This is a genomic window from Aeribacillus sp. FSL K6-8394, assembly GCF_038008865.1.
Lineage (GTDB): Bacteria > Bacillota > Bacilli > Bacillales > Aeribacillaceae > Aeribacillus > Aeribacillus composti.
In genome coordinates this window covers 1,626,439-1,653,428 of sequence record NZ_JBBPAA010000001.1, presented here as the reverse complement: position 1 = coordinate 1,653,428, position 26,990 = coordinate 1,626,439, and the positions used below count along the sequence as shown (strand labels likewise).

Here is a 26,990-nt window from a genome sequence, read left to right as displayed (position 1 = left end):
AGTTCGCATGCCGGTTGTGAAAGATAAAATTTCAACAATTATCAACGGCAAAAGGGTCATAACGAAAAAACCTGAACTTCTTGCACCTGCCGGAAATTTGGAGAAATTAAAAATCGCCGTCATGTACGGTGCTGATGCCGTCTTCATTGGCGGACAAGAGTACGGCTTGCGTTCCAATGCCGATAATTTCTCCATTGAGGAAATTAAAGAAGGAGTTCAATTTGCTAATCAGTACGGGGCAAAAATATATGTGACGACAAACATTTATGCACATAATGAAAACATTCCTGGACTCGATCAATATTTAAAAGCGCTCGAAGACGCAGGAGTGTCAGGGGTCATTGTCGCAGATCCCCTCATTATTGAAACGTGCAGAAAGGTAGCTCCAAAATTGGAAGTCCACTTAAGCACTCAGCAATCCCTTTCGAATTGGAAAGCTGTCCAATTTTGGAAGGAGGAAGGTTTGGAGCGGGTCGTTCTAGCACGGGAAACGAGCGCTGAAGAAATTAGAGAAATAAAAGAAAAAGTAGATATTGAAATCGAAACGTTTATTCACGGTGCGATGTGCATTGCCTATTCAGGCCGCTGCACATTAAGCAATCATATGACAGCGCGAGATTCAAACAGAGGAGGATGCTGTCAGTCCTGCCGGTGGGATTATGATTTATATGAATATTATAAAGGCAAAGAAGTGCCTATGTTTGATGAGCAAGACTCTCCATTTGCAATGAGCGCTAAAGACTTAAAATTGGTTGAGTCGATTCCGAAAATGATTGAAATGGGGATCGACAGCTTGAAAATTGAAGGCCGCATGAAATCCATTCACTATGTTGCAACTGTTGTCAGTGTATATCGCAAAGTCATTGATGCATACTGCGCCGATCCCGATCATTTTGTCATGAAACAGGAATGGCTGGAAGAATTGGATAAATGCGCGAACAGAGAAACGGCTCCTGCCTTTTTTGAAGGAGTGCCTGGTTATCAAGAGCAATTATTTGGCACTCACAGCAAAAAAACAGCATACGACTTTGTCGGGCTTGTGCTTGACTGGAATCCAGAAACGAAAATGGTGACATTGCAGCAAAGAAACCATTTCAGACCCGGTGACGAAGTAGAATTTTTCGGTCCGCAAATTGACAATTTTCGCATTGTCATCGATAAAATTTGGGATGAAGATGGAAATGAATTGGATGCAGCAAGACATCCTTTGCAAATAATCCGCTTCAAGTGCGAGCATCCGCTATATCCGTATAATATGATGAGAAAAGAGACAAGATAGGGGAAGAATCTGGATTTTTTTATAAAAAAGCAAAACGTTTCTTGAACTGCCGATTATTTTGTAATAACATATCATAGATAAATATTTCCTTCTATAACTATGTTATAAAAGATTCTTTTCTGTCGAAAGAACGGCAGAAAAGTTCTTTCATTTTTTAGGAACCATTAGGGGGATATAAAGAAAAGGAGGACTATTATGGCGGAAGAAAAGGTATTTCCTATGACGAAAGCTGGGAAAGAAAAACTTGAACAAGAACTTGAGTATTTAAAAACGGTAAAGCGAAAAGAAGTTGTAGAACGAATAAAAGTGGCAAGATCATTTGGCGACCTATCAGAAAACTCTGAATATGATTCAGCAAAAGAAGAGCAAGCTTTTGTAGAAGGACGAATTACAACGCTCGAAAATATGATTCGCAATGCGAAAATTATTGAAGAAGACACAGAAAATAAAACAACTGTTTCACTTGGAAAATCTGTTACGTTTATTGAATTGCCTGATGGAGAAGAAGAAACTTATACAATTGTCGGAAGTGCAGAAGCAGATCCTTTCGAAGGGAAAATTTCCAATGATTCTCCGATGGCTAAAAGCCTGCTCGGCCGTCAAGTAGGGGAAGAAGTTGTAGTTCAGACGCCTGGCGGCGATATGACAGTCAAAATTGTACGTGTTGATTAATGTTGATAGCCTTTAATATAGTTTAAGATGTGCGCACCTCGTCGAAAATATAAGACGAGGTGTTTTTTTATGAATAAGCGAATAAAATATATAGGCGTCTTCATCATTTTGTTAATGGGTGTTCTCATATATAGACTTGCGCAAATTCAACTGCTTGAAACCGAGTCATTTTCAGAACAAGATGTCAATTTGATGAAAGAAAGCGTCAAACAGAGGACACAAGAAGTAATTATAGATGATGGGCGGGGTCGATTTATTGATCGTGAAAATAAACCTTTGAACGAAACATATTTGCCTACGCTCGTTTTATTTCCATTTCTGAAAAATTATCAATGGCCGATCGATCAATTGGCGGCAGCCATTTCTGTTCGCAAGGATGAAATCGAACAATTATTGAAAGGAACGAAAAATGAACCTATTTTGTTGAATAAAGAAAAAGGATTTCAACTTGATGAACAGGATATAAAAGCCATCAATAAGTTAAAAATTCCGGGAGTATTCGGCATCTTTATGAAAACAGAGCAATCAGACAATATTGCTTCCCATCTTATTGGGATGACAAGCGAAAATGAAACAGAATGGAAAAAAAGATACCCTGACAAAGAGATCACGTCATTAAGTCCTGAAGTAGGCGTGACTGGACTGGAGGAGGCGTTTGATGAATTTTTGCAGCCGGAAGATGCGTCAAGACTTTTATATCATGTTGATGGTCTCGGCAGGCCTCTTTTCGGCGTCAATGTAAAATATATTGCCGATTCCAATCCATTTTACCCAATTGCCGTTCAAACAACGATTGACAAACATTTGCAAGAAAAAGCTGAACAAATTTTAACAAAACATCAAATAAATGAAGGCGGCCTCGTTCTGTTAGACATTGAAAACAGCGAAGTAGTTGCAATGGCCTCCAAACCGGATCTGGACCGGAATGATCCAAAAACATATGAAAATAAAATGCTTTCGGCAATGTTTCCTGGTTCTGTTTTTAAAACCGTTATCGCTGCAGCAGCGATCGACACAAACATGATCAAACCGGAAAGAACATTTAATTGTGACCGGAATGTCTACGGCCAAACAGAAAAAGAGGAAGAAAAGCGGGCTGGAACGCTTACGTTTGAAGAAAGCTTTGCGAAAAGCTGCAATTATGCGTTTGCTACGATCGGTCAGGAATTAATACAAAAAAAGAGCAATATAATTGAAGAATACGCAGAAAAGCTTGGCCTTCTCAGCTTCTCAGGCTGGTCGGGAAAAGTATACCATTACGATCAATTTAAACAATTTCCAAGGGAGCAAAGAGGAACGATTTGGGGAGATGACAGCGACAAAAAGTCAGCAAAGGCCATCGCACAAACCTCCATCGGACAAAAAAATGTAAAGGTTACTCCTCTAGCTGTCGCGAATATGATGGCTACAATTGCTCGCGGAGGAGAAAAAAGAGAAGTGAAAGTCGTGGATAAAATTTTATATAAAAACGGAGAAACGATGTATACATTCAAGAACCATTTGATGAAAGGAGAAAAAATTTCCCCTGCAACATCATCAAAATTAACGGATCTCCTGCTTCAAGTAGTCGCTCATCCTGATGGAACCGGCAGAGCGTTTCAAAGCTTGCCTGTTAAAGTAGCCGGCAAATCAGGCACTGCCGAAACGGGAACATTGAACGACAATGGAAAAAAATTATATCATAAATGGTTTGCCGGTTTTTTTCCTGCGGAACATCCGAAATATGCCTTAGTTGTTGTTGATATGAACAAAACGAGCGGTAGAGCAAAGACAAATGATGTTTTTTACGAAATGGTTGAACAGATTTATAATGTTAATGAAGAATAAAGTATGTTAAAATAATAACTCAAAGATTGGAGAAACAAAGGAGTTGACGGGGAATGGCGGGTTCTCGTTATGAAATTCGGGATAAAAAACGAAAAACGAATTTGATTTTAAATATTTTAATTGGAATTGTCGCCTTACTCATCCTCGTTATTGCTTCTCAGCTTTTTTTGGGAGGCGGTACTGAACAAGCGAATTCCAACAGTGAACAACAAAAAGAGCAATCAAGCTCATCTAAAAATATCGAAGAAGAGACAGCTGAACAATCTAACGATCAGCGGGAAGAAGAAAAAGCAGCTGAACAGAATGAAAGTAATGAAATTAAGGAGGAAGAGGACGAAAATACACAATCAGCAAATGAAGAAAAGGAATCGAGCGATGATCCTTTTGAAGGTGCAACAGTAACTGAAGGAGAAGCGGGTTCCGATGTTGAACAAATCATTGAAAATCCAAATTGGAAACCGATCGGAACAGTCCAGACAGGTGAGCACGTTACGACTTATAAAAAGTCATCTGTAGATTGGAAGGAAATGGAGAAAGCATTAAGCTATGCAACAGGTGTTTCTCTTGAAAATATGCAGACCCTTTGGATCGGCAATAACGGAAGCCCGAATGATGCGAAAGGAACGATTCAAAACAAAGCAGACGGAAAAAAATATAGAGTATCCATTACATGGATAGACGGAGAGGGCTGGAAACCGACTAGAGTTGAAGTATTAAAATAGACTGAAAAGCAAAAAAGACCCTCATGTGTAAAAAGCTGACTGTCAAACACTTGAGGGATCTTTTTTTATGATTTTTATAGCTATTCATGATAGAAAGGAATGTTGGAATATGAAAATTGCAATCATTGGTGCAATGGAAGAAGAAGTGCGCATCCTGCGCGAGAAATTGGATTGTACAAAAGAAGAGGAGATTGCAGGCTGCAGTTTTATGATTGGGAAATACAATCAAACTGATACGATTTTATTAAAATCAGGAATTGGAAAAGTGAATGCAGCCGTAAGCACCACTTTGCTGCTGGAGCGATATCAGCCGGATTATGTGATCAATACCGGTTCCGCCGGAGGATTTCATGAGTCTTTAAACGTAGGGGATGTTGTCATTTCCACAGAGGTTCGCCATCATGATGTAGATGTGACGGCTTTTGGGTATGAATATGGTCAAGTTCCCGGGCTTCCTCCTTCCTTTAAGGCCGATGAAAAACTGATTGAAATCGCTGAAAGAAAAGCAAAAGATATTTCAGGAATTCAGACGGTAAAAGGAGCGATCGCAACGGGGGATTCTTTTATGAACGACCCCGATAAAGTAGCTTTTGTCCGGTCTAAATTCAGCCATTTGTACGCTGTTGAGATGGAAGCTGCTGCTGTCGCGCAAGTGTGCTACAAATTTCAAACACCTTTTGTCATCATCCGGGCGCTCTCAGATATCGCCGGAAAAGAGTCGAACATTTCCTTTGAACAATTTTTAGACAAAGCGGCTTTCAATTCATCGGAATTGGTTCTGAAAATGATTGAAGAACTAAGTTGAATGTAAATGGAAACTATTACAAGCCTATTAGCCCGAATCGATATGTTATTCTTTTATAATATAGAATAACTAATTCGATTAGGTGATATCATGGAGGAGAAAAAATTAAAAGAATTAATAGAAGACTATAAGCATTTTGCTCTCGTTCTGCTAGCTGTCGGAACCTTTTTATACATCGGAATATGGATTCCTAATCATTCACCTCGGACAAATATACAAGAAATAATGCTAATCGGAACTTCAACGATGATGTTAGCCAGTTCTATTCTATTTTTTAAATTGTCATCGAAATATCAAAAAAAGCTTGATAAATTGCAATCTTAATCATTTCTTGAAAAAGGGCTCCAAAAAGTCAGCATAGCTGACTCTTTTGAGCCCCTCTTTTTTGATAAAACATTAGGTGAATGAAGGCGGCATTGTTCTGTTTCATATGAAAACAGCAACTAGCGCTGCAATAAAGGCTGCCTTTTTACAGATTGAAAGCAGTTGTAATGGGCTCTCAACCGTAACGTTCGCATCCTGTCAAATCATGTTACCACCATTTTACGTCAAACAGCGGATTCGCTTTCTGCGATTTTTATTAATCGGTCAATTTTGAGATTCGTTTTTATATCTCGATTTGCGCCAATGCGCTGGAAAACCTGTAGCAAGATTAATTTTGAGTTTTATGGGATGTCACATATCGGAAAGCCACTTTAAAATGAATTTTGCAGATATACGCGAGTAAATCATTCAGGAACTCTCGCAAATTTCGCACAAAATCTCGTTGAAAATGCTTTTCCTTTTATTCTTTTGACATCTTTTTTTCTTTTTCATTTCGGTAAAACTCATGAAACATTTTCATAAGTGCCCTTTTTTCGATTCTGGAAACATAACTCCTCGAAATGCCGAGCTCTTTCGCAATTTCACGCTGCGTTTTTTCCTGCTGCGTATTCAATCCAAACCGCCCGATAATGACTTCTTTTTCTCTTTCGTCTAGAACCGATAAATATTTTTTAATTTTTTCCAGCTCCATATTCAATTGAATCGTGTCGATAATATCTTCATTTTCTGATTTTAGCACATCTATTAAACTGATTTCGTTTCCTTCTTTATCTTGGCCAATAGGATCGTGTAGGGAAACATCTTTTTTTGTTTTTTTTAAGGAACGGAGATGCATTAAAATTTCATTTTCAATGCATCTTGCGGCATATGTAGCAAGCTTTGTCCCTTTGTTTTCGGAATAGCTTTCAATCGCTTTAATTAAACCAATTGTGCCGATGGATATGAGATCTTCCGAGTCTTCACCTGTATTTTCAAATTTTTTGACAATATGAGCGACAAGGCGCAAATTATGTTCAATTAATATATTTCTTGCTTCGTCATTTCCTTCGGCCATCAGGCGGAGATATTTTTTTTCTTCATTTGGGGAAAGCGGTTGAGGGAAAGCATTGTTTTTTACATATGAAACGAGAAAAACCAATTCTTTTATAAAATAGCTTAGTGCAGTCAAAATTCCAGACATGTTTTTCACCCCCGCATTACGTATTATTAAATTGTATGTGATTGCGGCTTTGTCCTTGTATGTCCTTCATGAAAAAGGGGAAAGAGTATGGAAAACAGCTGAGTTTTAGTTATAATGAGACAGTGAAGAAAAATGGATTGGTATCGGAGATCATCAGTTGAAAGGTATTAAGTCATTGTGGATTGACATCAACGATTATCTGTTAAAGGAGTTTAGCGGCTGTGGAACATGCAGCCATGCGCCGGGGGTAGGTTTTTAAGCAAAAAAAAAAAAAGACACCGCTAAGACGATGCTTTTAATAAGTGAGAGAGCGAGCGGCGCTTTATTTCCAATTCTATTAATTCGATGAATTCTTTGCTAAGCCTCATTTCGGTTGCTTTATAGTAAGATTCAATTAAAAATTCGTCCGATAAATTTTTCATAGAAGCGATCATGTTATGGAGAAAGCACCTCCTTTATTTATTACCATTAATTTACCATGTTTTTTAATAGAGAACAACCGTTCTGTTATCCACAGCCTTCGGTGGAAAACTTGTGGGTAGTTTGTTTATATACTTTACTAAAGATTGATATGAATAGGTGGATATTGTGTATAAAATTATCCACAGCTGTTGAATATGTTAAAAAATTGTCGAATTTTTTTTGTGAAAACAATATTGTTTTGAAAGTAAACTCGAAATTCGGTATGATGAAAAATAGTTTAACAGTAGTCTATTTATTGAATTAAGAGGTGTTCAATTTGCTGAAAAGGTTTTTGCCCGGAGAATATGCGAAAAGCGTTTTTCATATTTATCCTCATTTTTTAAAGGAAAAAGGTATAAAAGGTATTATTACCGATTTAGATAATACTTTAGTAGAATGGGACAGGCCGAACGCAACTCCGAAATTGAAAAATTGGTTTGAAATGATGGAACAGAACGGGATTAAAGTGACAATTGTTTCAAATAATAACGAAAAACGCGTCCGTTCGTTTTCTGAACCGCTGAATATTCCGTTCATTTCGAAAGCGGGAAAACCCCGTGCAAAAGCGTTTAAAAAAGCGGCTGAGCAGATGGGACTGAAAAAAGAAGAAGTTGTTGTGATCGGCGACCAGCTGCTGACAGATGTTCTCGGAGGGAATCTCTGCGGTTTTCATACGATTTTAGTTGTGCCTGTATCGTCTACTGACGGCTTTTGGACCCGGATCAACAGGAAAATTGAAAGGAAAATTTTAAAATTGTTAAAACAGAAAGGCATGCTGCATTGGGAGGAGTGATGAGTTTGGATGAGAAGGTTTGCGTCGGGTGCGGAGTAAAAATTCAAACGGAAGATCCATCTGAAATTGGATATGCTCCAAAAGCTGCTCTTGAGAAAGAACAGCCGATCTGCCAAAGGTGTTTTCGGCTGAAACATTATAACGAAATTCAAGATGTCTCGTTAACAAATGAGGACTTTTTAAAAATTTTGCACGGCATTGGCAATACGAAAGCTCTTGTTGTGAAGGTTGTCGACATTTTTGACTTTAACGGAAGCTGGATCAACGGCATACAGCGTTTTATCGGCTACAATCCAGTCATTTTAATCGGCAATAAAGCAGATCTCCTTCCAAAATCGGTGAAAAAAGAAAAGGTTATTCGTTGGATGAAGAGAGAAGCAAAAGAGTATGGATTAACGCCATTGGATGTGCTTTTAATCAGCTCAGAAAAGGGACATGGCATTAAAGAAGCGGCAGAGCAAATAGATCATTATCGCAACGGAGAAAACGTGTATGTTGTTGGATGTACAAATGTTGGGAAATCAACTTTTATTAATCGAATCTTGAAGGAGGTTACGGGAGAAGGGGATATCATTACAACTTCCCATTATCCCGGCACAACGCTCAATCTAATTGAAATTCCGTTAGATGACGGCGCAGTTTTATACGATACACCAGGCATTATCAATGATCATCAGATGGCGCACTTTATTGATAAGCGCGACCTAAAGCTTCTATCGCCGAAAAAAGAAATTAAGCCTAGAGTGTTCCAGTTAAATGAAAGGCAAACTTTATACTTCGGCGGATTGGCAAGACTGGATTATATAAAGGGAGGACGTTCCTCCATTGTGTGCTATATTCCGAACAGCATTGACATTCATCGAACAAAACTGGAGAAGGCGGATCATTTATATGCAACACATTTGGGGGAGCTTTTAACCCCTCCTAGTAAAGAAGCAGTCGAATCCTTTCCAGAACTTGTCCCGCACGAATTCACTATAAATGGAAAAAAGAAAGATATCGTGTTTTCAGGTCTTGGATGGGTAACGATCCACAATGGACCGAAAAGAGTCGTTGCTTATGCACCTAAAGATGTACATGTGGGCGTCCGTCATTCATTAATATAAAAACAAAAAGGTGGAGAGGATTTCAAATGGAGCAAGTTTACGGAGTAATAGGCGACCCGATCGGTCATTCGCTTTCCCCTCTCATTCATAACGATGCTTTCGATTACTTAAATATGAATGCCCGCTATCACGCATTTCAAGTAAAAGGGGAAGAGCTTGAACAAGCGGTAAAAGGGATGAAGGCTCTTGGCATAAAGGGGTTTAATGTAACGGTTCCGCATAAAGTGTCAATCATTCCTTTTCTTGATGAGTTGGATGAATCGGCTCAATTGCTTCACGCGGTAAATACAGTAAAAAACGAAGACGGGAGATTAATCGGTTTTAACACAGACGGATACGGATTTTACCTGTCATTGAAAGAGCATATTGACAATACCAATCCCCGAGATTTAAAAGTGCTGCTGATCGGGGCGGGCGGAGCCGCTCGGGCGATCTATACAACGCTGGCGAAAGAAGGCTTTGCGTTCATTGATATTGTAAACAGAACAGCAGAGCGGGCTCATCTGTTAAAGGAAAACTGCAGCTATGAGACAAAAGGAAACGTTTATTCATTCCAACAACTCGATCAAACGTCCAATGAATATGATGTCATCATTCAAACGACATCCATCGGGATGAAGCCGAATATCGAAGAAAAGCCGATTGAATTAACCGGACGCGTTCACGGCGGAACTGTCGTTGCTGATATCATTTATAATCCGCTGAAAACGATGTTATTAAAAGAGGCTGAAAAGCTGGGCCTTAAAACTGTTGACGGAGTAGGAATGTTTGTTTATCAAGGGGCATGTGCGTTTCAAATATGGACGAATGTGGAACCTGATGTCAGTCGAATGAAAAAGCTCGTATATGAAAAATTAGGAGGAAAATCATGACTTTAACTGGAAAACAAAAACGTTTTTTACGCTCTCTTGCACATCATCTGAACCCGATTTTCCAAATTGGAAAGGGCGGAGTAAATTCAAATTTGCTTCAGCAGGTGAACGATTGTTTAGAAGCAAGAGAGCTCATAAAAGTGAACGTGCTGAAAAATTGTGATGAAGACAAAGCAGCAGTTGCTCAAGCACTTGTTGATGGGACAAATGCCCATCTCGTCCAAATCATCGGAAATGTCATTGTTTTATATAAAGAATCAAAAGAAAAAAAACAAATCATTTTGCCTGAATAAACGAACGGATGGTGCGGAAAAATTGGGTAAAATCGGAATTTTTGGGGGGACATTTGACCCGCCCCATAACGGACATTTATTAATGGCCAATGAGGTTCTTCATTCTCTTAATCTGGACAAAATATGGTTTATGCCGAACAATATTCCACCCCATAAACAAAAGGAGCCGGTGACAGAAACACACCACCGGGTAAATATGCTGAAAAGAGCAATTGAAGGAAATCCATTTTTTCAAGTCCAATTAATTGAACTTGAAAGAGAGGGTCCGTCTTTTACGTATGACACAGTGAAAATATTGAAAGAAAGATATCCAAACGAAGAATTTTATTTTATTATTGGATCAGATATGATTGAAAATTTGCCTCATTGGCATCGAATAGAGGAATTGATGGATATGGTGCAATTTGTCGGCGTGAAACGTAACGGATACTCGAATGAGAGCACATTTTTCGTAAAAGAGGTGGAAGTTCCTCAGTTTGATGTTTCCTCTACAATGATCAGAGAGCGATTGAAAAACGGACAAGCGGTGGACTATCTTCTGCCCAAAAAAGTTATTCAATATATAGGGGAGAATCGATTATATGGAACGTGAAAAAGCGTTAGCAGTTGTGGAAAAGGCGATAACGAAACAGCGTTATCAACATACTTTAGGCGTAATGGAGACAGCCATCAGTTTGGCAGAGCGGTACGGCGCCGATGTGAAAAAGGCAGAATTAGCAGCTATTTTTCATGATTATGCCAAATTTCGGCCAAAAGATGAAATGAGAAAAATTATTATTGAACAAAATATGCCGAAGGACTTGCTGGAATATAATACAGAACTTTGGCATGCACCTGTTGGCGCCTATTTAGTCGAGAAGGAAGTCGGCATTTCTGATAAAGAAATTTTAGATGCGATCCGCTACCATACATCCGGAAGAGAAAACATGACTCTTCTTGAAAAAGTGATTTATTTAGCTGATTATATTGAACCGGGTAGAAGCTTCCCCGGAGTCGATGAAGTCAGGGAATTGGCACAAAAAGATTTAAATGAAGCGCTCGTTCAGTCGATATCCAATACGATTGCATTTTTAATGAAGAAAAAGCAGCCGATTTACCCTGAAACGTTTAAAACTTATAATGCGCTCGTAATGAAAAATTGAAGGAGTGAAGTGGATGAATTCGCGTGATATTCTAGCTTTAACTGTTAAAGCAGGCAGCGATAAAAAAGCAGAAGATATCGTAGTATTAAACATGCAAGGAATCTCTCTAATAGCTGATTATTTTATGATATGCCATGCGAATAACGAAAAAAATGTGCAAGCAATTGCCAGAGAAATGAAAGAGAAAGCAGAGGAAAACGGAATTCCCGTCAAGCGTCTCGAAGGGTTTGACGAGGCAAAATGGGTTCTCATTGATTTAGGAGATGTCGTTGCTCATGTTTTCCATAGGGATGAAAGAAGCTATTATAATTTAGAAAAATTATGGGGAGATGCTCCGCGCGAAGAAGTGAGCGAGTGGTTAGCTTGATTTATAAGCATTTTGCATCTGTGTACGACCGATTAATGAAAGATGTTCCTTATGATGAATGGGCGCAATTTTTGCATCAAGCGATTCAACGATATGGAAACGGCGGGAACCGGGTGCTAGATTTAGCTTGTGGAACAGGAGAAATATCGTATAGGATGGCAGAGCTTGGGTATGAGCTAACAGGTGTCGATCTCTCCGGAGAAATGCTCGCCGTTGCCCAGGAAAAGATGATGAAAAAAGGGTTTGATGCGCTCTTTATTGAACAAGATATGAGGGAGCTTAAAGGCTACAAGCCTTTTGATGCGGTGTTATTAAATTGCGATTCCATCAACTACTTGTTGAAGGAAGAGGATGTGGTCAAAACGTTTCAAGCCGTATACGACCACTTGAACCGAAACGGCTTATTTCTGTTTGATGCCCATTCTGTTCATAAAATGGAGAAAATATTTAAACATGCTGTATTCGCTGATAATGATGAGGATGTCAGCTATATTTGGAAATGCTTTGACGGTGAATATCCAAACAGTGTTATTCATGAATTAACCTTCTTTGTGAACAATGGAACGGATTATGTACGGTTGGATGAAGACCATTATCAAAGAACTTTTTCAATTTCTGAGTACCGACATATGTTGGAAAAGTGCGGCTTTACGATCGTTGACATAACGGATGGAATTTTTCAAAGCCCGGACATCGAGCAGGCGGAACGAATATTTTATATTGCGAAAAAAAGTTGAAACCATCGAATGTAATTTTTTTTCGATGGTTTTTTTCATTTTAGCAGGAATTTTCATGAGCCCTGCAGAATATTATTCATTGTCAAATTGATGCCTCACTTTTTGTAAATCTTCATCAAATTTTGCATGGGTGCTTTGAAATAAATGATGAAACATGTCGCCTAGTTCATTTTCAAGCACTTTAATCCCCTCTCCGGTAACTCCCCCTTTTACGTGCACTTTTTCCTGCAATGTCGGAAGCGTGTAATACCCGCTTTCAAGCAGCTTGCCTATGCCGATCATCATCTCGTTTGCTAATTGAACCGCATCCTCTTTCGAAATGTCTGTTTCCGCCTCAGCAGCTTCAATAAATTTTTGTAGCAAAAAGCTGAAAAAAGCCGGTCCGCAGCTGACGATATCAGATGCAACACGGGTAATGTTATTTTCTATTAAGATTGGCTTTGATATTTTTTCAAACATGGAAAGAATGGTATTTCTTGTATGTTCGCTGCATCTATTTCCAAATGTCAGCAAAGCAGCTCCCGCTTTAGCCCTGTTTGTTATGCTTGGTATGACTCGGGCTACTTGGCATGGAACAGCCGATTCGATTTGCTCGACTGAAATCGGGCTCGTAATGGAAATTAAACATTGATGTCCTTGTAAACCAGTTTTCAGTTCCTTTAAAAGGGGGTGTATATCTAAAGGCTTAACGCATAGAAATATGAAATCGCTTTGATGAACGACCTCTATACTTGATGTACAAACATGTATTTCAGGATATTTCCGTTTGATGGCATATGCCTTTTGAATCGTTCTATTCGTTATAAACAACGATGAGGGTGTTGATACTTTTGCCTCGCAAAAAGCTTCAATGAGAATACGCCCCATATTGCCGGTTCCTATAAACCCTATTTTCACTTTTCACCCCTCCTTTTTTTAACATTGTTCTCCTACACGATATGTTCTGCTGCCTTATTTTATGAATGAATATTTAGAAAGGGGAATTCATGTGTATGAACCATTTCCTTTTTATAAAAAAGTATGGGGTTTTTTTGTTAATCATTTTCGCTGCCATTTTGTTTTTTATCATCAACAACTGGCGTGATTCAAACGAGATCGAAGTTTCCGATGAACCATTGCTGGAAACGGATGAACGAACACCGATGCAAAAAAGCAGAGAAGGTGATGACGAAGAAGAGAATGAGCGCCGTAACGAACAGACGACGATGATTTTTATTGATGTAAAGGGGGCTGTTCGTAAGCCTGGTGTTTATGAATTGCCGTCATCCAGCAGGGTGTTTGAAGCAATCGAAAAAGCTGGAGGGATGAATGACCAGGCAGACGGAAATCGTGTGAATCTTGCCAGAAAGCTAACAGACGGTATGGTTGTTTATGTGCCAAAGCTAGGCGAAAAAATTGACGAAAATGCTCTTATGGATGAAAGCGGCGCAAATGCTGATGCTTTACAAAGACCGCAAGAGAAAGAAAAAATCAATATTAATACGGCGACAAAGGAAGAGCTGCAAAAATTAACGGGAATCGGCCCTGCAAAAGCGGAAGCAATTATCGCACACCGTGAAGAAAACGGGCCGTTTCAAAAAGAAGAGGATTTACTGGAGGTTACCGGTATAGGAGAAAAAACGTTTGAAAAGATCAAAAATGAGATTAGCGTTGACGAACATAAAGACTTGTCGATAAACTGAAAAAGAATGTTTACAAAATTCGGAGGGGTAAAAGTGGATCGAATTTCTTGGAATCATTATTTCATGGCGCAAAGCCATTTGCTTGCGCTGAGAAGCACATGTACAAGACTTGCTGTCGGTGCTACGATTGTCCGCGATAAACGGATTATTGCGGGGGGATATAACGGCTCGATCGCAGGAGGAGTTCACTGTATTGATGAAGGCTGCTATGTGATTGATAACCATTGTGTTCGAACGATCCATGCGGAGATGAATGCGATATTGCAATGCGCCAAATTTGGAGTGGCAACAGCAGGAGCGGAAATTTACGTCACGCATTTTCCATGCTTAGCTTGCACAAAAGCGATTATTCAAGCGGGTATTCAAAGTGTATATTATGCAAAAGATTACAAAAATCATCCATATGCAATGGAATTATTTGAACAAGCAGGTGTTCATATAGAAAAAGTCGCATTCGATGAAACGACTTTGGATTTAAAAAATGAAGAAAAGCGCGAATATGTTGAGCAGCTTTTAAATGCTTTAAAACATCTCGGCGTATCAGAAACGGACTTGAAAAAATGGAATGAACAAGCCCGTCAACTTTTCGGCTGATCTAATCGAAAAGGAGGTTATTTTTTTGAGAGGCCAGTGGGCATATGTCGCGATTTCCGCATTGTTGGCGATTGTTTCCGCTACCTCTTTTCCTTCCCTTCTTCCTTTTTTCATTTTTGCTGCACTTCTTTTTTTCTTATGGCTTCAACATAAAAGGAAATTAGCTTTCATCGCTGCTTGCTCGTTTTTGTTCATGCTTCCATATTTTCATTGGTATGATCAACAAAATAAAACAAATTATCACGAAGGCATGTTATCAGCAAAAGGAAAGGTAATCTCCTCTCCTGAAATCGACGGGGATCTGATGACATTTGCGGTCGAGACGAATCAGGGAGAAAAGCTGACGGTCCGTTATACATTGAAAACAAAACAAGAGATGAAAAGTACAAATAATATACGGCCAGGTGATATATGCAATTTTTCAGGAAAGCTTGAAAAACCGAAAAATAACACAAATGAAAATGCGTTTAATTATAAGCGCTATTTGTATTTTCAGCAAATCCACTGGCTGTATAAGCTCGACAAAATCGGGCATTGTACATATAAGCCGTCATGGAAAGATCATTTGGAAAATTACCGGCAAAAAATGATTGAATGGATTCATCATAAATTTCCAGAAAAAACAGCCGGCTTCGTCCTTGCTTTGACGGTAGGCTATCAGAACAATATTCCAGAAGAAGATCTTGCCGCTTATCGAAAGCTAGGGATTGTTCATATTCTTTCGATTTCAGGTCTTCACGTAAGCATATTAATCGCCTCACTTTACTTCTTCCTTTTGCGGCTGGGCATTTCAAAAGAACAAACCATTATGATTTTGATTTGCTTCCTCCCCTTTTATGCATTGTTAACAGGAGGAGCTCCGCCTGTCGTCCGCGCCTCTCTTATGGCAGCACTGATCATGGGAGGAACACTTTTTAAACAAAATATGCCCCTTTCTGATTCAATCTCATTCAGCTTTCTTCTCATGACATTTCTTGACCCGTATGAAGTTTTTCATCTTGGATTTCAGCTTTCTTACGCAGTCACATTTTCACTAATTTTATCAAGACAAATCTTTCAAAAATGCAGGAATTCATTGCAATTGTCGGCAGCAGTTTCATTTGTTGCCCAAACGGCTTCACTGCCGATTATATGCTACTATTTTTATCAATTTTCTCTATTGAGCTTTATCATGAATATTATGTTTGTGCCGCTATACACGTTCTTTTTGCTGCCGCTTACCATGATCACCCTCATTTTAACCGTAATTTCTTCTTCCATCGGTTCAATATTTGTTTCCCTTCTTCACACTTCTTTTACTTTGTCGTCCAAAACAGCATTATTTTTCAGTAATTTGCCTTTTTTCATGATAACAACTGGAAAACCGACTGTTTATTTATTTTTGCTGCAATGCGTCATTTTTATTGCTGTTTTCTTTCAAATGGAGCATAAGCCGATGAAAAAATGGGGAAAACCGATATTGTGCAGCAGCTTGCTCACTGCATTGCTTTTGATAGCAGGGAAAATGACCATGCCGGGAGAAGTAACAGTTCTTGATGTCGGACAAGGAGACAGCATTTTTATTAGAGAGCCCGGCTTAGGTAACAGTTATTTAATTGATACAGGAGGAATGGCTGTATTTGAAAAAGAAAGCTGGCAGATGCGAAAAAAACCGTTTTCCATCGCATTGGACGTCCTGATCCCTTATTTTCAGTCGAAAGGGGTAGAGGAAATTGAAATTTTGTTTTTAACTCATGGAGACTATGACCATATCGGCGAGTCATTAACCTTAATCAAACAATTTCGAGTAAACAAATTGGTTATTCCAAAATATTTTTCCAGAGAAGAGCTTGAAAAGCAAATAGTAAAAGAAGCGAAAAATCGAGGAATTGAAATATTTGAATTAGAAGCAGGAGATCGGATCACAGGCAGAACAGCTTTCCACGTTCTCTCTCCTTTCACAAAATCGGATTCTAAAAATAATGATTCTCTCGTCCTAATGGCAAAAATAGGCGGGTTGCGCTGGCTGTTTACCGGTGATCTTGAAGAAAGTGGAGAGCGGCACATGATTAAACAATATCCAAAAATGACTGCGGATGTGGTCAAAATCGGGCATCATGGAAGCAGAACTTCGACTAGCGATATATTTTTACAAACAATTGATCCGAAGATCGGGGTCATTTCAGCAGGAAGAAACAATCGTTTCGGACATCCTCATCAAGAAGTATTGAATCGATTAAAAAAACAAAACGTATCCATTTTTCGTACAGATCAAATGGGTGCTGTCCAATACAAATATCGAAAGTCTCAAGGAACCTTTTTATTCTACCCGCCATACGATACATTAACAAAATAGGGCAGTTTTGACAGCTTGAAAATGGAGAGATGATTGGACGGCTGGGTCCGGATTGTACAAGGAGCAAAAAGAAAGAGACTGCCGTTTGCAGCCTCTCTCTTTACGAGCCGATCAATTTAATCGCTGTTGCAATGATAAACAATGTGGCAAAAAAGCCAAAAGAAACAATAAAACCGACGGCAGAATCAACAGCATCATTACGTTTGCTTACATTTTGTTCAAATTCGTTCATCTATACCCCTCCTCATCGTCATAAGTAGTATAAGCGATTTCAGCAAAAAAATCTACATTCTTAAAAATGATTCATGTTAACGATTAACAACTATATTCTTTTTCGAAAGGGAGAATATATGAATGGGTAATCGTTTTTTTGTAAGTGTCCCGGGGCTTACAAAAAACGTTCATATAAATCGGAGGATTGGCTTCGCTGCCAATTCTCCATTATGTTGAAGTGTTGCGAAAAAATTTTTTTCCATATATGATGAATGAAGCACACTTCATTTTTTAGGGGAATCTTAAGATGATTGTCGATTTATGGAATTCATTTAAAAAGAAACAATTTCAGTCTCTTTATTTATTTTATGGAAAAGAATCATTTTTATTAAATGAAACAATTCGCAAATTGTTAACCGAGGCAATTAGTGAAGACGAACGGGAATTTAATTATTCCGTCTATGATATGGAAGAAACAAATATAGAAACGGCTGTTGAAGATGGGGAAACGATGCCGTTTTTAGGTGAACGCAGGATGGTTGTTGTGAAAAATCCTTATTTTTTGACGAGCGAAAAGAAAAAAGAAAAAGTGGAGCATAATCTTAAAAAACTTGAACAATATGTAGAAAATCCTGCCCCGTTTACTGTTTTTGTCTTTTTGCTTCCACATGAAAAAATTGATGAAAGAAAAAAGCTGACAAAACAAATAAAGAAAGCGGCAACAGTAGTTGAAATGAATTCCTTTTCAGAAGAGGAAACAGTCAAATGGATAAAGGAAAAAGCGGAAGCAGAAAATGTGGCGATGGAAAAAGAAGCGATCGATGAGCTTATGGAAAAAACATCTGGTAACTTAATGATCATAGATAAAGAGATGGAAAAATTATGTGCATATGTTGGAAGCGGAAATAAGTTGACTGCAGAAATGGTCAAGCAGCTCGTTGCACGCTCGCTTGAACAAAATGTTTTTGATTTAATTGATGCCGTCGTCAAAAAGAAAACAGAAGAAGCCTTTAAAATTTTTTATGATTTGTTAAAAATAAACGAAGAACCGATTAAAATTTTAAGCCTCCTTACACAACAATTCCGTCTATTATATCAAGTGAAGCAGCTTTCGAAATCCGGTTACGGACAGGATCGGATGGCGTCATCCTTAAAGGTTCATCCGTTTCGCATTAAGCTGGCTTTAAAACAGGAGAAGCAGTTTTCTGCCAGTGAATTGCAGAGCATCATAAAAGCTCTTGCGGAGACAGATTTTGAAATAAAAACAGGAAAAAAAGATAGACAATTAGCGTTAGAGTTTTTGCTGCTGAAGCTGTTTCAGCAAGAAAAAAAGCAATCAACAAGCGGGATAAAAGCTTGATGATTGCTTTTATTTTTATGCTGATAAGCTGTTTAATTTTTTAGCTAAGCGTGATTTGAAACGAGCGGCTGCATTTTTATGAATGATTCCTTTGGAAGCAGCTTTATCAATTTTTTTCGCAGCTACTTTAAACGCTTCTTTTGCTTGTTCAACATCTTTATTTACAACGTACGCTTCAAACTTTTTAATTGCTGTACGCATAGCCGATTTCATTGATGTATTGCGGGCACGGCGTGTTTCATTTGTTTTCATTCGTTTAATAGCGGATTTAATGTTAGCCATTGTTTCACCTCCTACTGACTATATAAAATCAAAGCTGCCGCATTCTTTTTTGGATATAGAACAAAAGTTATTCTATCAAACGGTTTTTTCTTTTGCAATACTAATGTAAATGAAATCCCCCTTTGAAGCTAAGAAATGGGATGAAATGAAATGACTTTGGAAAAAATAGATAAAAATGAACTTGGGGTGACAATGATGAACAACGCGCTTGATTTAAGCAAATATTCAATCAGAACGGATTTGGCGCTTGAAGCGAGAGATTTGGCTCTTGAAAAAAAGAAAGAAATGGAAGGGGTCATCGTTCAAGAAGAAGAGGAAGACGGTATGAAAATTGTCCATATGGACATTACGGATAAAGGTGCTGAGACAATCGGCAAAAAGAAAGGCAAATATTTAACGCTAGAGGTGCAGGGAATCCGCAATAAAGATACCGAACTGCAGGAAAAAGTAATCAAAATGTTTGCAAAGCATTTCAGTTCTTTTTTGGAACAGCTGCAAATTTCTAAAGATGCAAGCTGCTTAGTGGTCGGTCTTGGCAATTGGAATGTCACTCCAGATGCTTTAGGCCCTTTAACATGTGAAAATTTATTGGTCACAAGACATTTGTTTCAACTTGAACCAGAAAACGTCAAAGAAGGCTATCGACCTGTCAGCGCCCTTGCACCAGGAGTGATGGGGCTAACGGGAATTGAAACATCTGATATTATAACGGGAGTTGTAAAACAATCAAAACCTGACTTCATTATTGCCGTTGATGCATTAGCTGCAAGATCAATAGAGCGTGTAAACAGCACAATACAAATTGCCGATTCCGGCATCCATCCTGGATCCGGCGTAGGAAACAAAAGAAAAGAATTGAGTGTGGACACGATAGGCGTTCCGGTTATATCAATCGGAATTCCGACAGTAGTTGATGCTGTAACGATAACTAGTGATACGATTGATTTTATATTAAAGCATCTCGGCAGAGAAATGCGGGAAGGAAATCGCCCAAAAAATGCGTTGGCTCCGTCTTGGTTTAGCTTTGCTGAAAAAAAGAAGCTGACGGATGAAGATTTGCCTGAGGAAAAAGAGAGAAAGCAGTTTTTAGGGATAATCGGTACCCTGGAAGAAAATGAAAAGAGAATGCTGATTCATGAAGTGCTGAGTCCACTTGGACATAATTTAATGGTAACACCAAAAGAAGTAGATATGTTTATTGAAGATATGGCGAATGTGCTTGCGAGCGGTTTAAACATGGCGCTCCATTCCGCGGTGAATGAGGAAAATACCGGGGCTTACACACATTAAAAACAAAGTAAAAGTTCTATTCCTCCCAGTGCTGTCATACATATTTTGTAGACAAGCCTTGGAGGAGGATTTTCATGAAGCATCGCAGAATGGTCGTAACAGTTGATAGGACAAGCTTAAAAAAAATCATCTTAGCGGGATTTTTTTTAATCATTTTTATGTTTTTCATTACAGGGCTTTTGACGTCGATTAAGATTGAATATCGTCCCGCCTCTAGTTCTATTCATGAAATCACGGGAAATATAAACGGCAGAATGTTTCTTCATTTATTAAACTTTGAAAACCATTATTTTTCTCAAGGATTAGAAGAAAGTAAACCGGATTTTTCAGTTTCTTCCGTCCTTTTTCAATTAACGACAAGCATAAATCCTGATGATCCGCGCAGCTTGCTCGGACGGGAGCTTCCAGGGTTTACTTTGTTCGATGGCGACATCATTGTGGCTGGAGAAGGGACGAATTATACGAACATGCCGATTGAATCCGCTCCCCCGACAGAAGTGCTTTTAGAGGAAAGGGAAGCTTCGATTGACAAGCTTGAAGATGTGGAAGGCGAGGAAAAGCCAAAACAGTCTCCTAACTTAACAACGAATGGAAAAAAAGTCGTATTTATTTATCATACTCACACGACCGAATCTTATTATCCTTTATTAAATGGGGCAAAATCTCCTTTTCATTCAAAGGCGAATGTCACATTAGTCGGAGAAAAGTTTGGACAGGAGCTTGAAGAAAGAGGAATAGGAGCGGTTGTGGACAAAACGAATTTTCAAACTGTATTAAATGAGAAAAAATGGAAATATTACAAATCATATGATGCATCAAGACCTGTTGTTCAAGAAGCATTGGCATCGAATCGAGATCTTCAATACATTTTCGACATCCACCGTGATTCACAAAAAAGGGATAAAACAACCGTTACGATTAATGGAAAGAGTTATGCCAAAATTGCATTTGTGATTGGCGGGAATAATCCAAATGCTGATAAAAATAAAAAAATTGCACAAAATTTGCACAAATTGTTTGAAAAGAAATATCCGGGCTTAAGCCGTGGTGTGTTTTCCAAAAAAGGCGAAGGAGTTAACGGCGTTTACAATCAAGACTTATCAGAGAATTCGCTGCTGATTGAATTCGGGGGAGTTGATAATAACATGGAAGAACTCAGCAGAACTGTCGAAGCTGTTGCAAACATATTTAGCGAATATTATTGGCAGGCAGAAAAGGTGAGCGGGAGCGTTCAAAACGAGTGACGGCTTGAAAGGAGGAATGTTTGATGGCGAAGTTTATGGCCAAAAGTCTGCTTCTAACCTTCATTATGTTTTTAGGAGTAATAATTGGCATACAGCAAGCGAGCCATGGCATTCAACAAATGAGAGGCTATGAGACGGAAGAGACAGTCGAAGCCGTTCAACTAAAGCAAAAGGACGACGGAAAACTGGAAGCCACGATTTTGGGAAATCAAGTGACAAGCCACGATTTACAAAAAAAGCAGGAGCAGCTTGAAAAAATAGAGGCATTCAATTTCTTCTCTCAAATTGGAAAATCGCTTGCGAATCTAGTGCAAAAAGGAACGTCAGCGATCATTGAAGGAATATTGGAGCTGATTGAAGCATACACCTAAACAAATTTAAAAGAAAGACTTGAAGCAATCCGCAGGTCTAGTCTATTTCAAAACAGGGTTCAGACAGTCATTCTGATCCCTGTTTTGCGTATTCAATCACAGAATAAATTTTCATTGAATCTCCAATTTTCTACTGATATAATCAAAGCTAGTGTAGTTGGCTAGTAGGAGTGGTGACAAAAATATGAAAAGGGAAGAAAAATTAGAACGCCAGAAGAGAATTCGCAATTTTTCCATCATTGCTCATATAGATCACGGGAAATCAACACTAGCTGACCGGATTCTGGAAAAAACAGCTGCTGTTACCCAAAGGGAAATGAAAGAGCAGCTGCTCGATTCGATGGATCTTGAACGCGAAAGAGGTATAACAATTAAACTGAATGCGGTTCAGTTATCATATAAAGCGAAAGACGGGAATGAATATATTTTTCATTTAATTGATACCCCTGGACATGTTGATTTTACGTATGAGGTTTCGAGAAGCTTGGCTGCCTGTGAAGGCGCCATTTTAGTTGTGGATGCGGCGCAAGGGATCGAAGCGCAAACGCTGGCGAACGTCTATTTAGCGATTGACAACGACTTAGAAATTTTGCCTGTTATTAATAAGATTGACTTGCCGAGCGCTGAGCCTGAACGAGTGCGACAAGAAATTGAAGACGTGATTGGGCTTGATGCTTCTGAGGCTGTGTTGGCATCAGCAAAAGCAGGAATCGGCATCGAAGAAATTTTAGAACAAATTGTTCAAAAAGTCCCAGCTCCGCAAGGTGACCCAGACGCACCTCTCAAAGCGCTTATATTTGATTCTCTGTATGATGCATACCGTGGAGTTGTTGCTTATATACGCGTTTTTGATGGTACGGTAAAAGTCGGAGACCGTATAAAGATGATGGCGACGGGGAAAGAATTTGAAGTAACGGAAGTCGGTGTATTCAAGCCAAAAGCGCATCCTGTACAGGAGCTCACGGTTGGCGACGTCGGTTATTTAACGGCTTCCATTAAAAATGTCAGTGACACACGAGTTGGTGATACGATCACTAGCGCTGTCAATTCGGCTGCCGAGCCACTGCCGGGGTACCGAAAATTAAATCCGATGGTCTTTTGCGGGATGTATCCAATAGATACGGCAAAATACAACGATTTACGTGATGCTCTTGAAAAATTGCAGCTGAATGACTCCGCATTGCAATTTGAACCTGAAACATCGCAAGCGCTGGGCTTTGGATTTCGCTGCGGCTTTTTAGGTCTGCTGCATATGGAAATCATCCAAGAGAGAATTGAAAGGGAATTTCATATTGATTTAATTACGACGGCTCCTAGCGTTATTTATCATGTTTATTTAACAGACGGCAGCATGGTTCAAGTTGATAACCCTTCGAACATGCCGGATCCGCAAAAAATTGACCGAATAGAAGAGCCTTATGTGAAAGCCGGGATTATGGCTCCAAACGACTATGTTGGTGCGGTGATGGAGCTTTGCCAAGGAAAACGCGGCCAATTCATAGATATGCAATATTTGGATGAAACGAGAGTCAATATTGTTTATGAAATCCCCCTTTCGGAAATCGTTTATGATTTTTTTGATCAGTTGAAATCAAGCACAAAAGGGTATGCATCGTTTGACTACGAACTCATTGGCTACAAACCTTCAAAACTTGTGAAAATGGATATTCTTTTAAACGGGGAGAAAATCGATGCTTTATCCTTCATTGTTCATCGTGACAGCGCCTATGAACGTGGCAAAGTTATCGTTGAAAAATTAAAAGAGCTTATTCCAAGGCAGCAATTTGAAGTTCCTGTTCAGGCTGCAATTGGAAACAAGGTCATCGCACGTTCAACGATTAAAGCTTTACGTAAAAATGTGTTGTCAAAATGTTACGGTGGAGATGTGTCGCGTAAACGGAAGCTTCTTGAAAAACAAAAAGAAGGAAAAAAACGAATGAAACAAGTCGGCTCTGTCGAAGTGCCGCAAGAAGCCTTCATGGCTGTGCTGAAAATGGATGAAAACCAAAAATGATGTTGACGAGTGCCGCAGCCATTGCTGCGGCATTAGCGCTTTGGAAAGGCAGGAGAATGAAAAATGGCTGAAGCCGCGTATATTCATATCCCGTTTTGCGAACAAATATGCCACTACTGTGATTTCAATAAATTTTTTTTACAAAACCAGCCTGTTGATGACTATTTGCAAGCACTGCGTTTGGAAATGATAAAGGCAATGGAGGATCAAGTATTAAATGAAGAATTAAAAACGATATTTATCGGCGGCGGTACGCCTACTTCCCTGTCAGCCAAACAGCTCGATCATTTAATGGAGAGCATACATCAAACTTTGCCGATGCAATCCGTAGTTGAATTTACAGTTGAATGCAATCCAGATCAATTAACGATGGAAAAGCTGTCTGTATTGAAAAACGCCGGAGTCAATCGCCTATCCATCGGAGTGCAAGCCTTTCAAGATTCATTACTGAAAAAAATTGGAAGGACTCATAATAAAGAAACAGTATTTCAAGCAGTTGAACGGGCAAGATCGCTAGGCTTTGAAAATATTAGCATAGATCTTATGTACGGTCTTCCCGGCCAAATGATAGAAGAATGGAAAGAAACTCTTTCCGTTGCATTTTCATTAGAGGTCCAGCATATGTCTGCTTATTCGCTAATCGTAGAACCGAAAACGGTGTTTTATAATTTAATGCGAAAAGGAAAGCTTTTGCTTCCTTCTCAAGAGGAAGAGGCGTTTATGTATGAGACCGTTATGAATGAAATGGAACGGCACGGATACCATCAGTATGAATTAAGTAATTTCGCACGTAAAGGCTTTGAAAGCAAACATAATTTAACGTATTGGCATAATAACCATTACTATGGATTTGGAGCTGGAGCACACAGCTATTTGGACGGGATCCGGCGGGAAAACGCTCGACCGCTGAAAAAATATATTGAAATGATTTATAAAAATAATGGAACGGCTTTTGTTTCGGAGAATATGCTGACAAAAGAAGAAAAGATGGAGGAAGAAATGTTTCTCGGATTGCGGACGATTAGAGGGGTTTCCAAAAAACGGTTCCGAGATAAATACGGATTAGATGTTGGGGAAGTATTTGGCCCGCAAATTGAAGAACAATTAAGAAAAGGTCTTTTATCTGAAAGTGCATCACATCTTTTTTTAACAAGAAAAGGAATGCTTTTAGGCAATGAAGTATTTCAAGCATTTCTCGCAGTTAGTTAATTGACAATTCTTCTTTCATTTGATAACTTTATCATAGAATTAGCACTCGAGTAATATGAGTGCTAACAGAGGTGATGTTCCTTGCTGACAGATCGTCAATTATTAATTTTGCAAATTATAATTGATGATTTTATTCAATATGCTCAGCCGGTTGGCTCCCGTTCTTTATCGAAAAAGGAATCGATTACGTTCAGCTCGGCTACAATCCGAAATGAAATGGCGGACTTGGAAGAATTAGGATTGATTGAAAAGACCCATACGTCATCAGGCAGAGTGCCGTCCGAAAAAGGGTATAGATACTATGTCGACCATTTATTGTCACCAAAAAAATTAACGAAAAAAGAAATTATGGCGATAAGATCCATTTTCGCCGAGAAAATATATGAATTAGAAACGCTTGTTCAAAAATCAGCTCAAATTTTATCTGAGCTTACAAGCTATACAGCGATTGTTTTAGGTCCGAAAGTTTCGGAGAACCGACTCAAACGTTTGCAAATCGTTCCAATTAACGAAGATAAGGCGGTTGCCATATTTGTAACGAACACAGGTCATGTTGAGAATAAAATGATTACTTTTCCCGAAAAAATAGACATGAGCGAACTGGAAAAAATCGTAAATATTTTAAATGAAAAGCTTGCTGGCGTGCCTCTAAGCGAATTAAAGGATAAAATATACAAGGAAATTGCAAACATTTTACGGAAGCATATTAGAAATTATGATATTTTATTAAAATTGATTACTGGCACGCTGAATGTAGGTAACGAAAAAATATATTTCGGAGGAAAAACGAATATTTTGAGCCAGCCGGAGTTCCGCGATGTCTCTCAAATTCAAACATTTTTAGATTTCATAGAACAAGAAGATGAACTGTATGATTTGCTAAAGACAAACCCGTCAGGCATTACGGTGAAAATTGGTACGGAAAATAAAATATCTGCTATGGAAAACTGCAGCTTAATTACTGCCACCTATTCAATTGGCGAGAAGCAAATCGGCACAGTCGCGGTGCTTGGTCCGAAACGAATGGATTATTCAAGGGTCATCAGCCTTTTAAAATTTTTCTCGAAAGATTTATCACAAGTTTTAACAAAGCTATATCAAGGATAGGATGGGGGAATTCTCCATCCCTTTTCCTTTGCACTTTAAGGGAGGTGAAATGATGGCAAACGATCAGACTGAAAAAGAACAAACAATCCAAGAAGAAGTTGAATACAATAACGAGAAAGCCGAAAACGAGAAAGAAGAAATGCCTGATCAAGAAGAATTGCGCCAAGAGGGCAGCCAAGAGGAAAATGGTGAAGACCAATCTTCTTCAAATGCTGAAGAGGAATTGGTGAAAGCGAATGAAAAGATCGCTGAGCTTGAGGCAAAGCTGGAGGAAATGGAAAATCGCATGCTTAGAGCTCAGGCCGATTTTGAAAATTTTCGCCGGCGCAGCAGGCTTGATATGGAAGCACAGCAAAAATATCGTGCGCAAAGTTTAATATCAGATCTTTTGCCTGCAATTGATAATTTTGAACGGGCTTTGAAAATTGAGGCAGAGGATGAAAAAACAAAATCCGTTTTGCAGGGCATGGAAATGGTTTACCGTCAGATCCTTCAAGCACTTGAAAATGAAGGAGTTGAAGTGATCGAAGCGGTTGGGAAACCGTTTGATCCGCACCTTCATCAAGCGGTAATGCAAGTGAAAGACGAAAATTTCGAATCCAATGTTGTTGTGGAAGAGCTGCAAAAAGGCTACAAACTGAAAGACCGGGTTATTCGACCATCTATGGTAAAGGTTAATGAGTAATTACATATGATAATTAGCAGGAG

The 26,990-nt window shown here is 38.9% G+C and carries 30 protein-coding genes; 25 read left to right on the top strand and 5 right to left on the bottom strand.

The window, feature by feature from the left end; all coding sequences use genetic code 11:
- Nucleotides 1-7 precede the first annotated feature (7 nt).
- From NSR00_RS07830 to NSR00_RS07805, 6 genes are all read left to right on the top strand, one after another.
- Nucleotides 8-1,279: a peptidase U32 family protein gene (locus NSR00_RS07830; RefSeq protein WP_063388000.1), complete on the top strand. Its 1,272-nt coding sequence runs from the start codon at nucleotides 8-10 to the stop codon at nucleotides 1,277-1,279.
- A 195-nt stretch (nucleotides 1,280-1,474) separates the two neighbouring features.
- Nucleotides 1,475-1,951: a transcription elongation factor GreA gene (greA, locus tag NSR00_RS07825; RefSeq protein ID WP_063388001.1), complete on the top strand. Its 477-nt coding sequence runs from the start codon at nucleotides 1,475-1,477 to the stop codon at nucleotides 1,949-1,951.
- Nucleotides 1,952-2,020: 69 nt separating this feature from the next.
- Nucleotides 2,021-3,778 (top strand): peptidoglycan D,D-transpeptidase FtsI family protein, encoded by a 1,758-nt coding sequence (locus NSR00_RS07820; RefSeq protein WP_144596741.1) that lies wholly within the window; start codon nucleotides 2,021-2,023, stop codon nucleotides 3,776-3,778.
- Nucleotides 3,779-3,831: 53 nt separating this feature from the next.
- A complete protein-coding gene (locus tag NSR00_RS07815) occupies nucleotides 3,832-4,500 on the top strand; it encodes a YrrS family protein (RefSeq protein ID WP_063388003.1) in 669 nt (222 codons plus the stop codon).
- Nucleotides 4,501-4,609: 109 nt separating this feature from the next.
- Nucleotides 4,610-5,305, top strand: a complete 696-nt coding sequence (gene mtnN / locus NSR00_RS07810; RefSeq protein WP_063388168.1) for a 5'-methylthioadenosine/S-adenosylhomocysteine nucleosidase — start codon at nucleotides 4,610-4,612, stop codon at nucleotides 5,303-5,305.
- 90 nt (nucleotides 5,306-5,395) lie between these two features.
- Nucleotides 5,396-5,629 carry a YrhC family protein gene (locus NSR00_RS07805; RefSeq protein WP_063388004.1) on the top strand — a complete coding sequence of 78 codons (234 nt, stop codon included), beginning with the start codon at nucleotides 5,396-5,398 and terminating at the stop codon, nucleotides 5,627-5,629.
- A gap of 460 nt (nucleotides 5,630-6,089) precedes the next feature.
- Here the strand turns inward: NSR00_RS07805 and sigK are convergent, their stop codons facing one another.
- Entirely contained in the window at nucleotides 6,090-6,809 is a 720-nt protein-coding gene (gene sigK, locus NSR00_RS07800; protein ID WP_340734009.1) for an RNA polymerase sporulation sigma factor SigK, read from the bottom strand.
- Between the two features lie 281 nt (nucleotides 6,810-7,090).
- Entirely contained in the window at nucleotides 7,091-7,231 is a 141-nt protein-coding gene (locus tag NSR00_RS07795; protein ID WP_063388169.1) for a sporulation histidine kinase inhibitor Sda, read from the bottom strand.
- A gap of 317 nt (nucleotides 7,232-7,548) precedes the next feature.
- Here NSR00_RS07795 and NSR00_RS07790 point away from each other — a divergent pair, with 317 nt between their 5' ends.
- From NSR00_RS07790 to NSR00_RS07755, 8 genes are read left to right on the top strand one after another with little or no spacing between them, the layout of a single operon-like run.
- Nucleotides 7,549-8,064 carry a YqeG family HAD IIIA-type phosphatase gene (locus NSR00_RS07790; protein WP_063388006.1) on the top strand — a complete coding sequence of 172 codons (516 nt, stop codon included), beginning with the start codon at nucleotides 7,549-7,551 and terminating at the stop codon, nucleotides 8,062-8,064.
- Nucleotides 8,064-9,170 (top strand): ribosome biogenesis GTPase YqeH, encoded by a 1,107-nt coding sequence (gene yqeH, locus NSR00_RS07785; protein WP_445659560.1) that lies wholly within the window; start codon nucleotides 8,064-8,066, stop codon nucleotides 9,168-9,170. Before NSR00_RS07790 ends, yqeH begins: the two co-directional genes overlap by 1 nt.
- 26 nt (nucleotides 9,171-9,196) lie before the next feature.
- A complete protein-coding gene (gene aroE / locus NSR00_RS07780) occupies nucleotides 9,197-10,042 on the top strand; it encodes a shikimate dehydrogenase (protein WP_066250548.1) in 846 nt (281 codons plus the stop codon).
- Nucleotides 10,039-10,335 (top strand): ribosome assembly RNA-binding protein YhbY, encoded by a 297-nt coding sequence (yhbY, locus tag NSR00_RS07775; protein WP_063388009.1) that lies wholly within the window; start codon nucleotides 10,039-10,041, stop codon nucleotides 10,333-10,335. The genes aroE and yhbY overlap by 4 nt, the downstream gene beginning before the upstream one ends.
- A gap of 22 nt (nucleotides 10,336-10,357) precedes the next feature.
- The gene (locus tag NSR00_RS07770; RefSeq protein WP_066250550.1) at nucleotides 10,358-10,927 is read left to right on the top strand and encodes a nicotinate-nucleotide adenylyltransferase; all 570 of its coding nucleotides are present in this window, start codon (nucleotides 10,358-10,360) and stop codon (nucleotides 10,925-10,927) included.
- Nucleotides 10,917-11,477 carry a bis(5'-nucleosyl)-tetraphosphatase (symmetrical) YqeK gene (yqeK, locus tag NSR00_RS07765; protein ID WP_340787979.1) on the top strand — a complete coding sequence of 187 codons (561 nt, stop codon included), beginning with the start codon at nucleotides 10,917-10,919 and terminating at the stop codon, nucleotides 11,475-11,477. The genes NSR00_RS07770 and yqeK overlap by 11 nt, the downstream gene beginning before the upstream one ends.
- 13 nt (nucleotides 11,478-11,490) lie before the next feature.
- Entirely contained in the window at nucleotides 11,491-11,844 is a 354-nt protein-coding gene (gene rsfS, locus NSR00_RS07760) for a ribosome silencing factor (RefSeq protein ID WP_063388012.1), read from the top strand.
- Nucleotides 11,832-12,581, top strand: coding sequence for a class I SAM-dependent DNA methyltransferase (locus tag NSR00_RS07755; protein ID WP_235600443.1), 750 nt, complete (start codon nucleotides 11,832-11,834; stop codon nucleotides 12,579-12,581). Before rsfS ends, NSR00_RS07755 begins: the two co-directional genes overlap by 13 nt.
- Nucleotides 12,582-12,653: 72 nt before the next feature.
- Here NSR00_RS07755 and comER read toward each other — a convergent pair whose 3' ends face one another.
- A complete protein-coding gene (gene comER / locus NSR00_RS07750; RefSeq protein WP_340787976.1) occupies nucleotides 12,654-13,478 on the bottom strand; it encodes a late competence protein ComER in 825 nt (274 codons plus the stop codon).
- Between the two features lie 95 nt (nucleotides 13,479-13,573).
- On the opposite strand from comER, the gene NSR00_RS07745 reads away from it, so the two are divergent.
- The 3 genes from NSR00_RS07745 to NSR00_RS07735 are packed head-to-tail and all read left to right on the top strand — an operon-like array spanning nucleotide 13,574 to nucleotide 17,192.
- Entirely contained in the window at nucleotides 13,574-14,263 is a 690-nt protein-coding gene (locus NSR00_RS07745; protein WP_311066346.1) for a helix-hairpin-helix domain-containing protein, read from the top strand.
- Nucleotides 14,264-14,296: 33 nt separating this feature from the next.
- Nucleotides 14,297-14,857, top strand: a complete 561-nt coding sequence (locus NSR00_RS07740; RefSeq protein WP_063388016.1) for a ComE operon protein 2 — start codon at nucleotides 14,297-14,299, stop codon at nucleotides 14,855-14,857.
- 25 nt (nucleotides 14,858-14,882) lie between these two features.
- On the top strand, nucleotides 14,883-17,192 hold the full coding sequence (locus NSR00_RS07735; RefSeq protein WP_340787971.1) for a DNA internalization-related competence protein ComEC/Rec2: 2,310 nt from the start codon (nucleotides 14,883-14,885) through the stop codon (nucleotides 17,190-17,192).
- Between the two features lie 100 nt (nucleotides 17,193-17,292).
- Here NSR00_RS07735 and NSR00_RS07730 read toward each other — a convergent pair whose 3' ends face one another.
- A complete protein-coding gene (locus NSR00_RS07730; protein WP_065095531.1) occupies nucleotides 17,293-17,424 on the bottom strand; it encodes a YqzM family protein in 132 nt (43 codons plus the stop codon).
- A 288-nt stretch (nucleotides 17,425-17,712) separates the two neighbouring features.
- On the opposite strand from NSR00_RS07730, the gene holA reads away from it, so the two are divergent.
- Nucleotides 17,713-18,765: a DNA polymerase III subunit delta gene (gene holA, locus NSR00_RS07725; protein ID WP_063388017.1), complete on the top strand. Its 1,053-nt coding sequence runs from the start codon at nucleotides 17,713-17,715 to the stop codon at nucleotides 18,763-18,765.
- 15 nt (nucleotides 18,766-18,780) lie between these two features.
- Here holA and rpsT read toward each other — a convergent pair whose 3' ends face one another.
- Nucleotides 18,781-19,047 (bottom strand): 30S ribosomal protein S20, encoded by a 267-nt coding sequence (gene rpsT / locus NSR00_RS07720; protein WP_063388018.1) that lies wholly within the window; start codon nucleotides 19,045-19,047, stop codon nucleotides 18,781-18,783.
- 195 nt (nucleotides 19,048-19,242) lie between these two features.
- Here rpsT and gpr point away from each other — a divergent pair, with 195 nt between their 5' ends.
- The 7 genes from gpr to grpE all read left to right on the top strand — a co-directional run bounded on the left by gpr (nucleotide 19,243) and on the right by grpE (nucleotide 26,967).
- A complete protein-coding gene (gene gpr / locus NSR00_RS07715) occupies nucleotides 19,243-20,337 on the top strand; it encodes a GPR endopeptidase (RefSeq protein WP_063388171.1) in 1,095 nt (364 codons plus the stop codon).
- Between the two features lie 74 nt (nucleotides 20,338-20,411).
- Complete coding sequence (gene spoIIP, locus NSR00_RS07710; protein ID WP_340787968.1) at nucleotides 20,412-21,581, top strand: stage II sporulation protein P; 1,170 nt, start codon at nucleotides 20,412-20,414, stop codon at nucleotides 21,579-21,581.
- Between the two features lie 23 nt (nucleotides 21,582-21,604).
- Nucleotides 21,605-21,952: a DUF3679 domain-containing protein gene (locus NSR00_RS07705; RefSeq protein ID WP_063388020.1), complete on the top strand. Its 348-nt coding sequence runs from the start codon at nucleotides 21,605-21,607 to the stop codon at nucleotides 21,950-21,952.
- A 184-nt stretch (nucleotides 21,953-22,136) separates the two neighbouring features.
- Nucleotides 22,137-23,966 carry a translation elongation factor 4 gene (gene lepA, locus NSR00_RS07700; RefSeq protein ID WP_340787966.1) on the top strand — a complete coding sequence of 610 codons (1,830 nt, stop codon included), beginning with the start codon at nucleotides 22,137-22,139 and terminating at the stop codon, nucleotides 23,964-23,966.
- A 63-nt stretch (nucleotides 23,967-24,029) separates the two neighbouring features.
- Nucleotides 24,030-25,175 carry a radical SAM family heme chaperone HemW gene (hemW, locus tag NSR00_RS07695; RefSeq protein WP_340787964.1) on the top strand — a complete coding sequence of 382 codons (1,146 nt, stop codon included), beginning with the start codon at nucleotides 24,030-24,032 and terminating at the stop codon, nucleotides 25,173-25,175.
- Between the two features lie 81 nt (nucleotides 25,176-25,256).
- Nucleotides 25,257-26,282: a heat-inducible transcriptional repressor HrcA gene (gene hrcA / locus NSR00_RS07690; protein ID WP_340787963.1), complete on the top strand. Its 1,026-nt coding sequence runs from the start codon at nucleotides 25,257-25,259 to the stop codon at nucleotides 26,280-26,282.
- A gap of 52 nt (nucleotides 26,283-26,334) precedes the next feature.
- The gene (grpE, locus tag NSR00_RS07685) at nucleotides 26,335-26,967 is read left to right on the top strand and encodes a nucleotide exchange factor GrpE (protein WP_277874773.1); all 633 of its coding nucleotides are present in this window, start codon (nucleotides 26,335-26,337) and stop codon (nucleotides 26,965-26,967) included.
- Nucleotides 26,968-26,990: the final 23 nt, after the last annotated feature.

Bases quoted from the DNA above. Each gene is read 5' to 3' on its own strand.
- NSR00_RS07830 (WP_063388000.1), top strand. From the start codon at position 8: ATGCCGGTTGTGAAAGATAAAATTTCAACAATTATCAACGGCAAAAGG.
- greA (WP_063388001.1), top strand. From the start codon at position 1,475: ATGGCGGAAGAAAAGGTATTTCCTATGACGAAAGCTGGGAAAGAAAAA.
- NSR00_RS07820 (WP_144596741.1), top strand. From the start codon at position 2,021: ATGAATAAGCGAATAAAATATATAGGCGTCTTCATCATTTTGTTAATG.
- NSR00_RS07815 (WP_063388003.1), top strand. From the start codon at position 3,832: ATGGCGGGTTCTCGTTATGAAATTCGGGATAAAAAACGAAAAACGAAT.
- mtnN (WP_063388168.1), top strand. From the start codon at position 4,610: ATGAAAATTGCAATCATTGGTGCAATGGAAGAAGAAGTGCGCATCCTG.
- NSR00_RS07805 (WP_063388004.1), top strand. From the start codon at position 5,396: ATGGAGGAGAAAAAATTAAAAGAATTAATAGAAGACTATAAGCATTTT.
- sigK (WP_340734009.1), bottom strand. From the start codon at position 6,809: ATGTCTGGAATTTTGACTGCACTAAGCTATTTTATAAAAGAATTGGTT.
- NSR00_RS07795 (WP_063388169.1), bottom strand. From the start codon at position 7,231: ATGAAAAATTTATCGGACGAATTTTTAATTGAATCTTACTATAAAGCA.
- yqeH (WP_445659560.1), top strand. From the start codon at position 8,064: ATGAGTTTGGATGAGAAGGTTTGCGTCGGGTGCGGAGTAAAAATTCAA.
- aroE (WP_066250548.1), top strand. From the start codon at position 9,197: ATGGAGCAAGTTTACGGAGTAATAGGCGACCCGATCGGTCATTCGCTT.
- yhbY (WP_063388009.1), top strand. From the start codon at position 10,039: ATGACTTTAACTGGAAAACAAAAACGTTTTTTACGCTCTCTTGCACAT.
- yqeK (WP_340787979.1), top strand. From the start codon at position 10,917: ATGGAACGTGAAAAAGCGTTAGCAGTTGTGGAAAAGGCGATAACGAAA.
- rsfS (WP_063388012.1), top strand. From the start codon at position 11,491: ATGAATTCGCGTGATATTCTAGCTTTAACTGTTAAAGCAGGCAGCGAT.
- NSR00_RS07745 (WP_311066346.1), top strand. From the start codon at position 13,574: ATGAACCATTTCCTTTTTATAAAAAAGTATGGGGTTTTTTTGTTAATC.
- NSR00_RS07730 (WP_065095531.1), bottom strand. From the start codon at position 17,424: ATGAACGAATTTGAACAAAATGTAAGCAAACGTAATGATGCTGTTGAT.
- holA (WP_063388017.1), top strand. From the start codon at position 17,713: ATGATTGTCGATTTATGGAATTCATTTAAAAAGAAACAATTTCAGTCT.
- rpsT (WP_063388018.1), bottom strand. From the start codon at position 19,047: ATGGCTAACATTAAATCCGCTATTAAACGAATGAAAACAAATGAAACA.
- gpr (WP_063388171.1), top strand. From the start codon at position 19,243: ATGAACAACGCGCTTGATTTAAGCAAATATTCAATCAGAACGGATTTG.
- spoIIP (WP_340787968.1), top strand. From the start codon at position 20,412: ATGAAGCATCGCAGAATGGTCGTAACAGTTGATAGGACAAGCTTAAAA.
- NSR00_RS07705 (WP_063388020.1), top strand. From the start codon at position 21,605: ATGGCGAAGTTTATGGCCAAAAGTCTGCTTCTAACCTTCATTATGTTT.
- lepA (WP_340787966.1), top strand. From the start codon at position 22,137: ATGAAAAGGGAAGAAAAATTAGAACGCCAGAAGAGAATTCGCAATTTT.
- hemW (WP_340787964.1), top strand. From the start codon at position 24,030: ATGGCTGAAGCCGCGTATATTCATATCCCGTTTTGCGAACAAATATGC.
- grpE (WP_277874773.1), top strand. From the start codon at position 26,335: ATGGCAAACGATCAGACTGAAAAAGAACAAACAATCCAAGAAGAAGTT.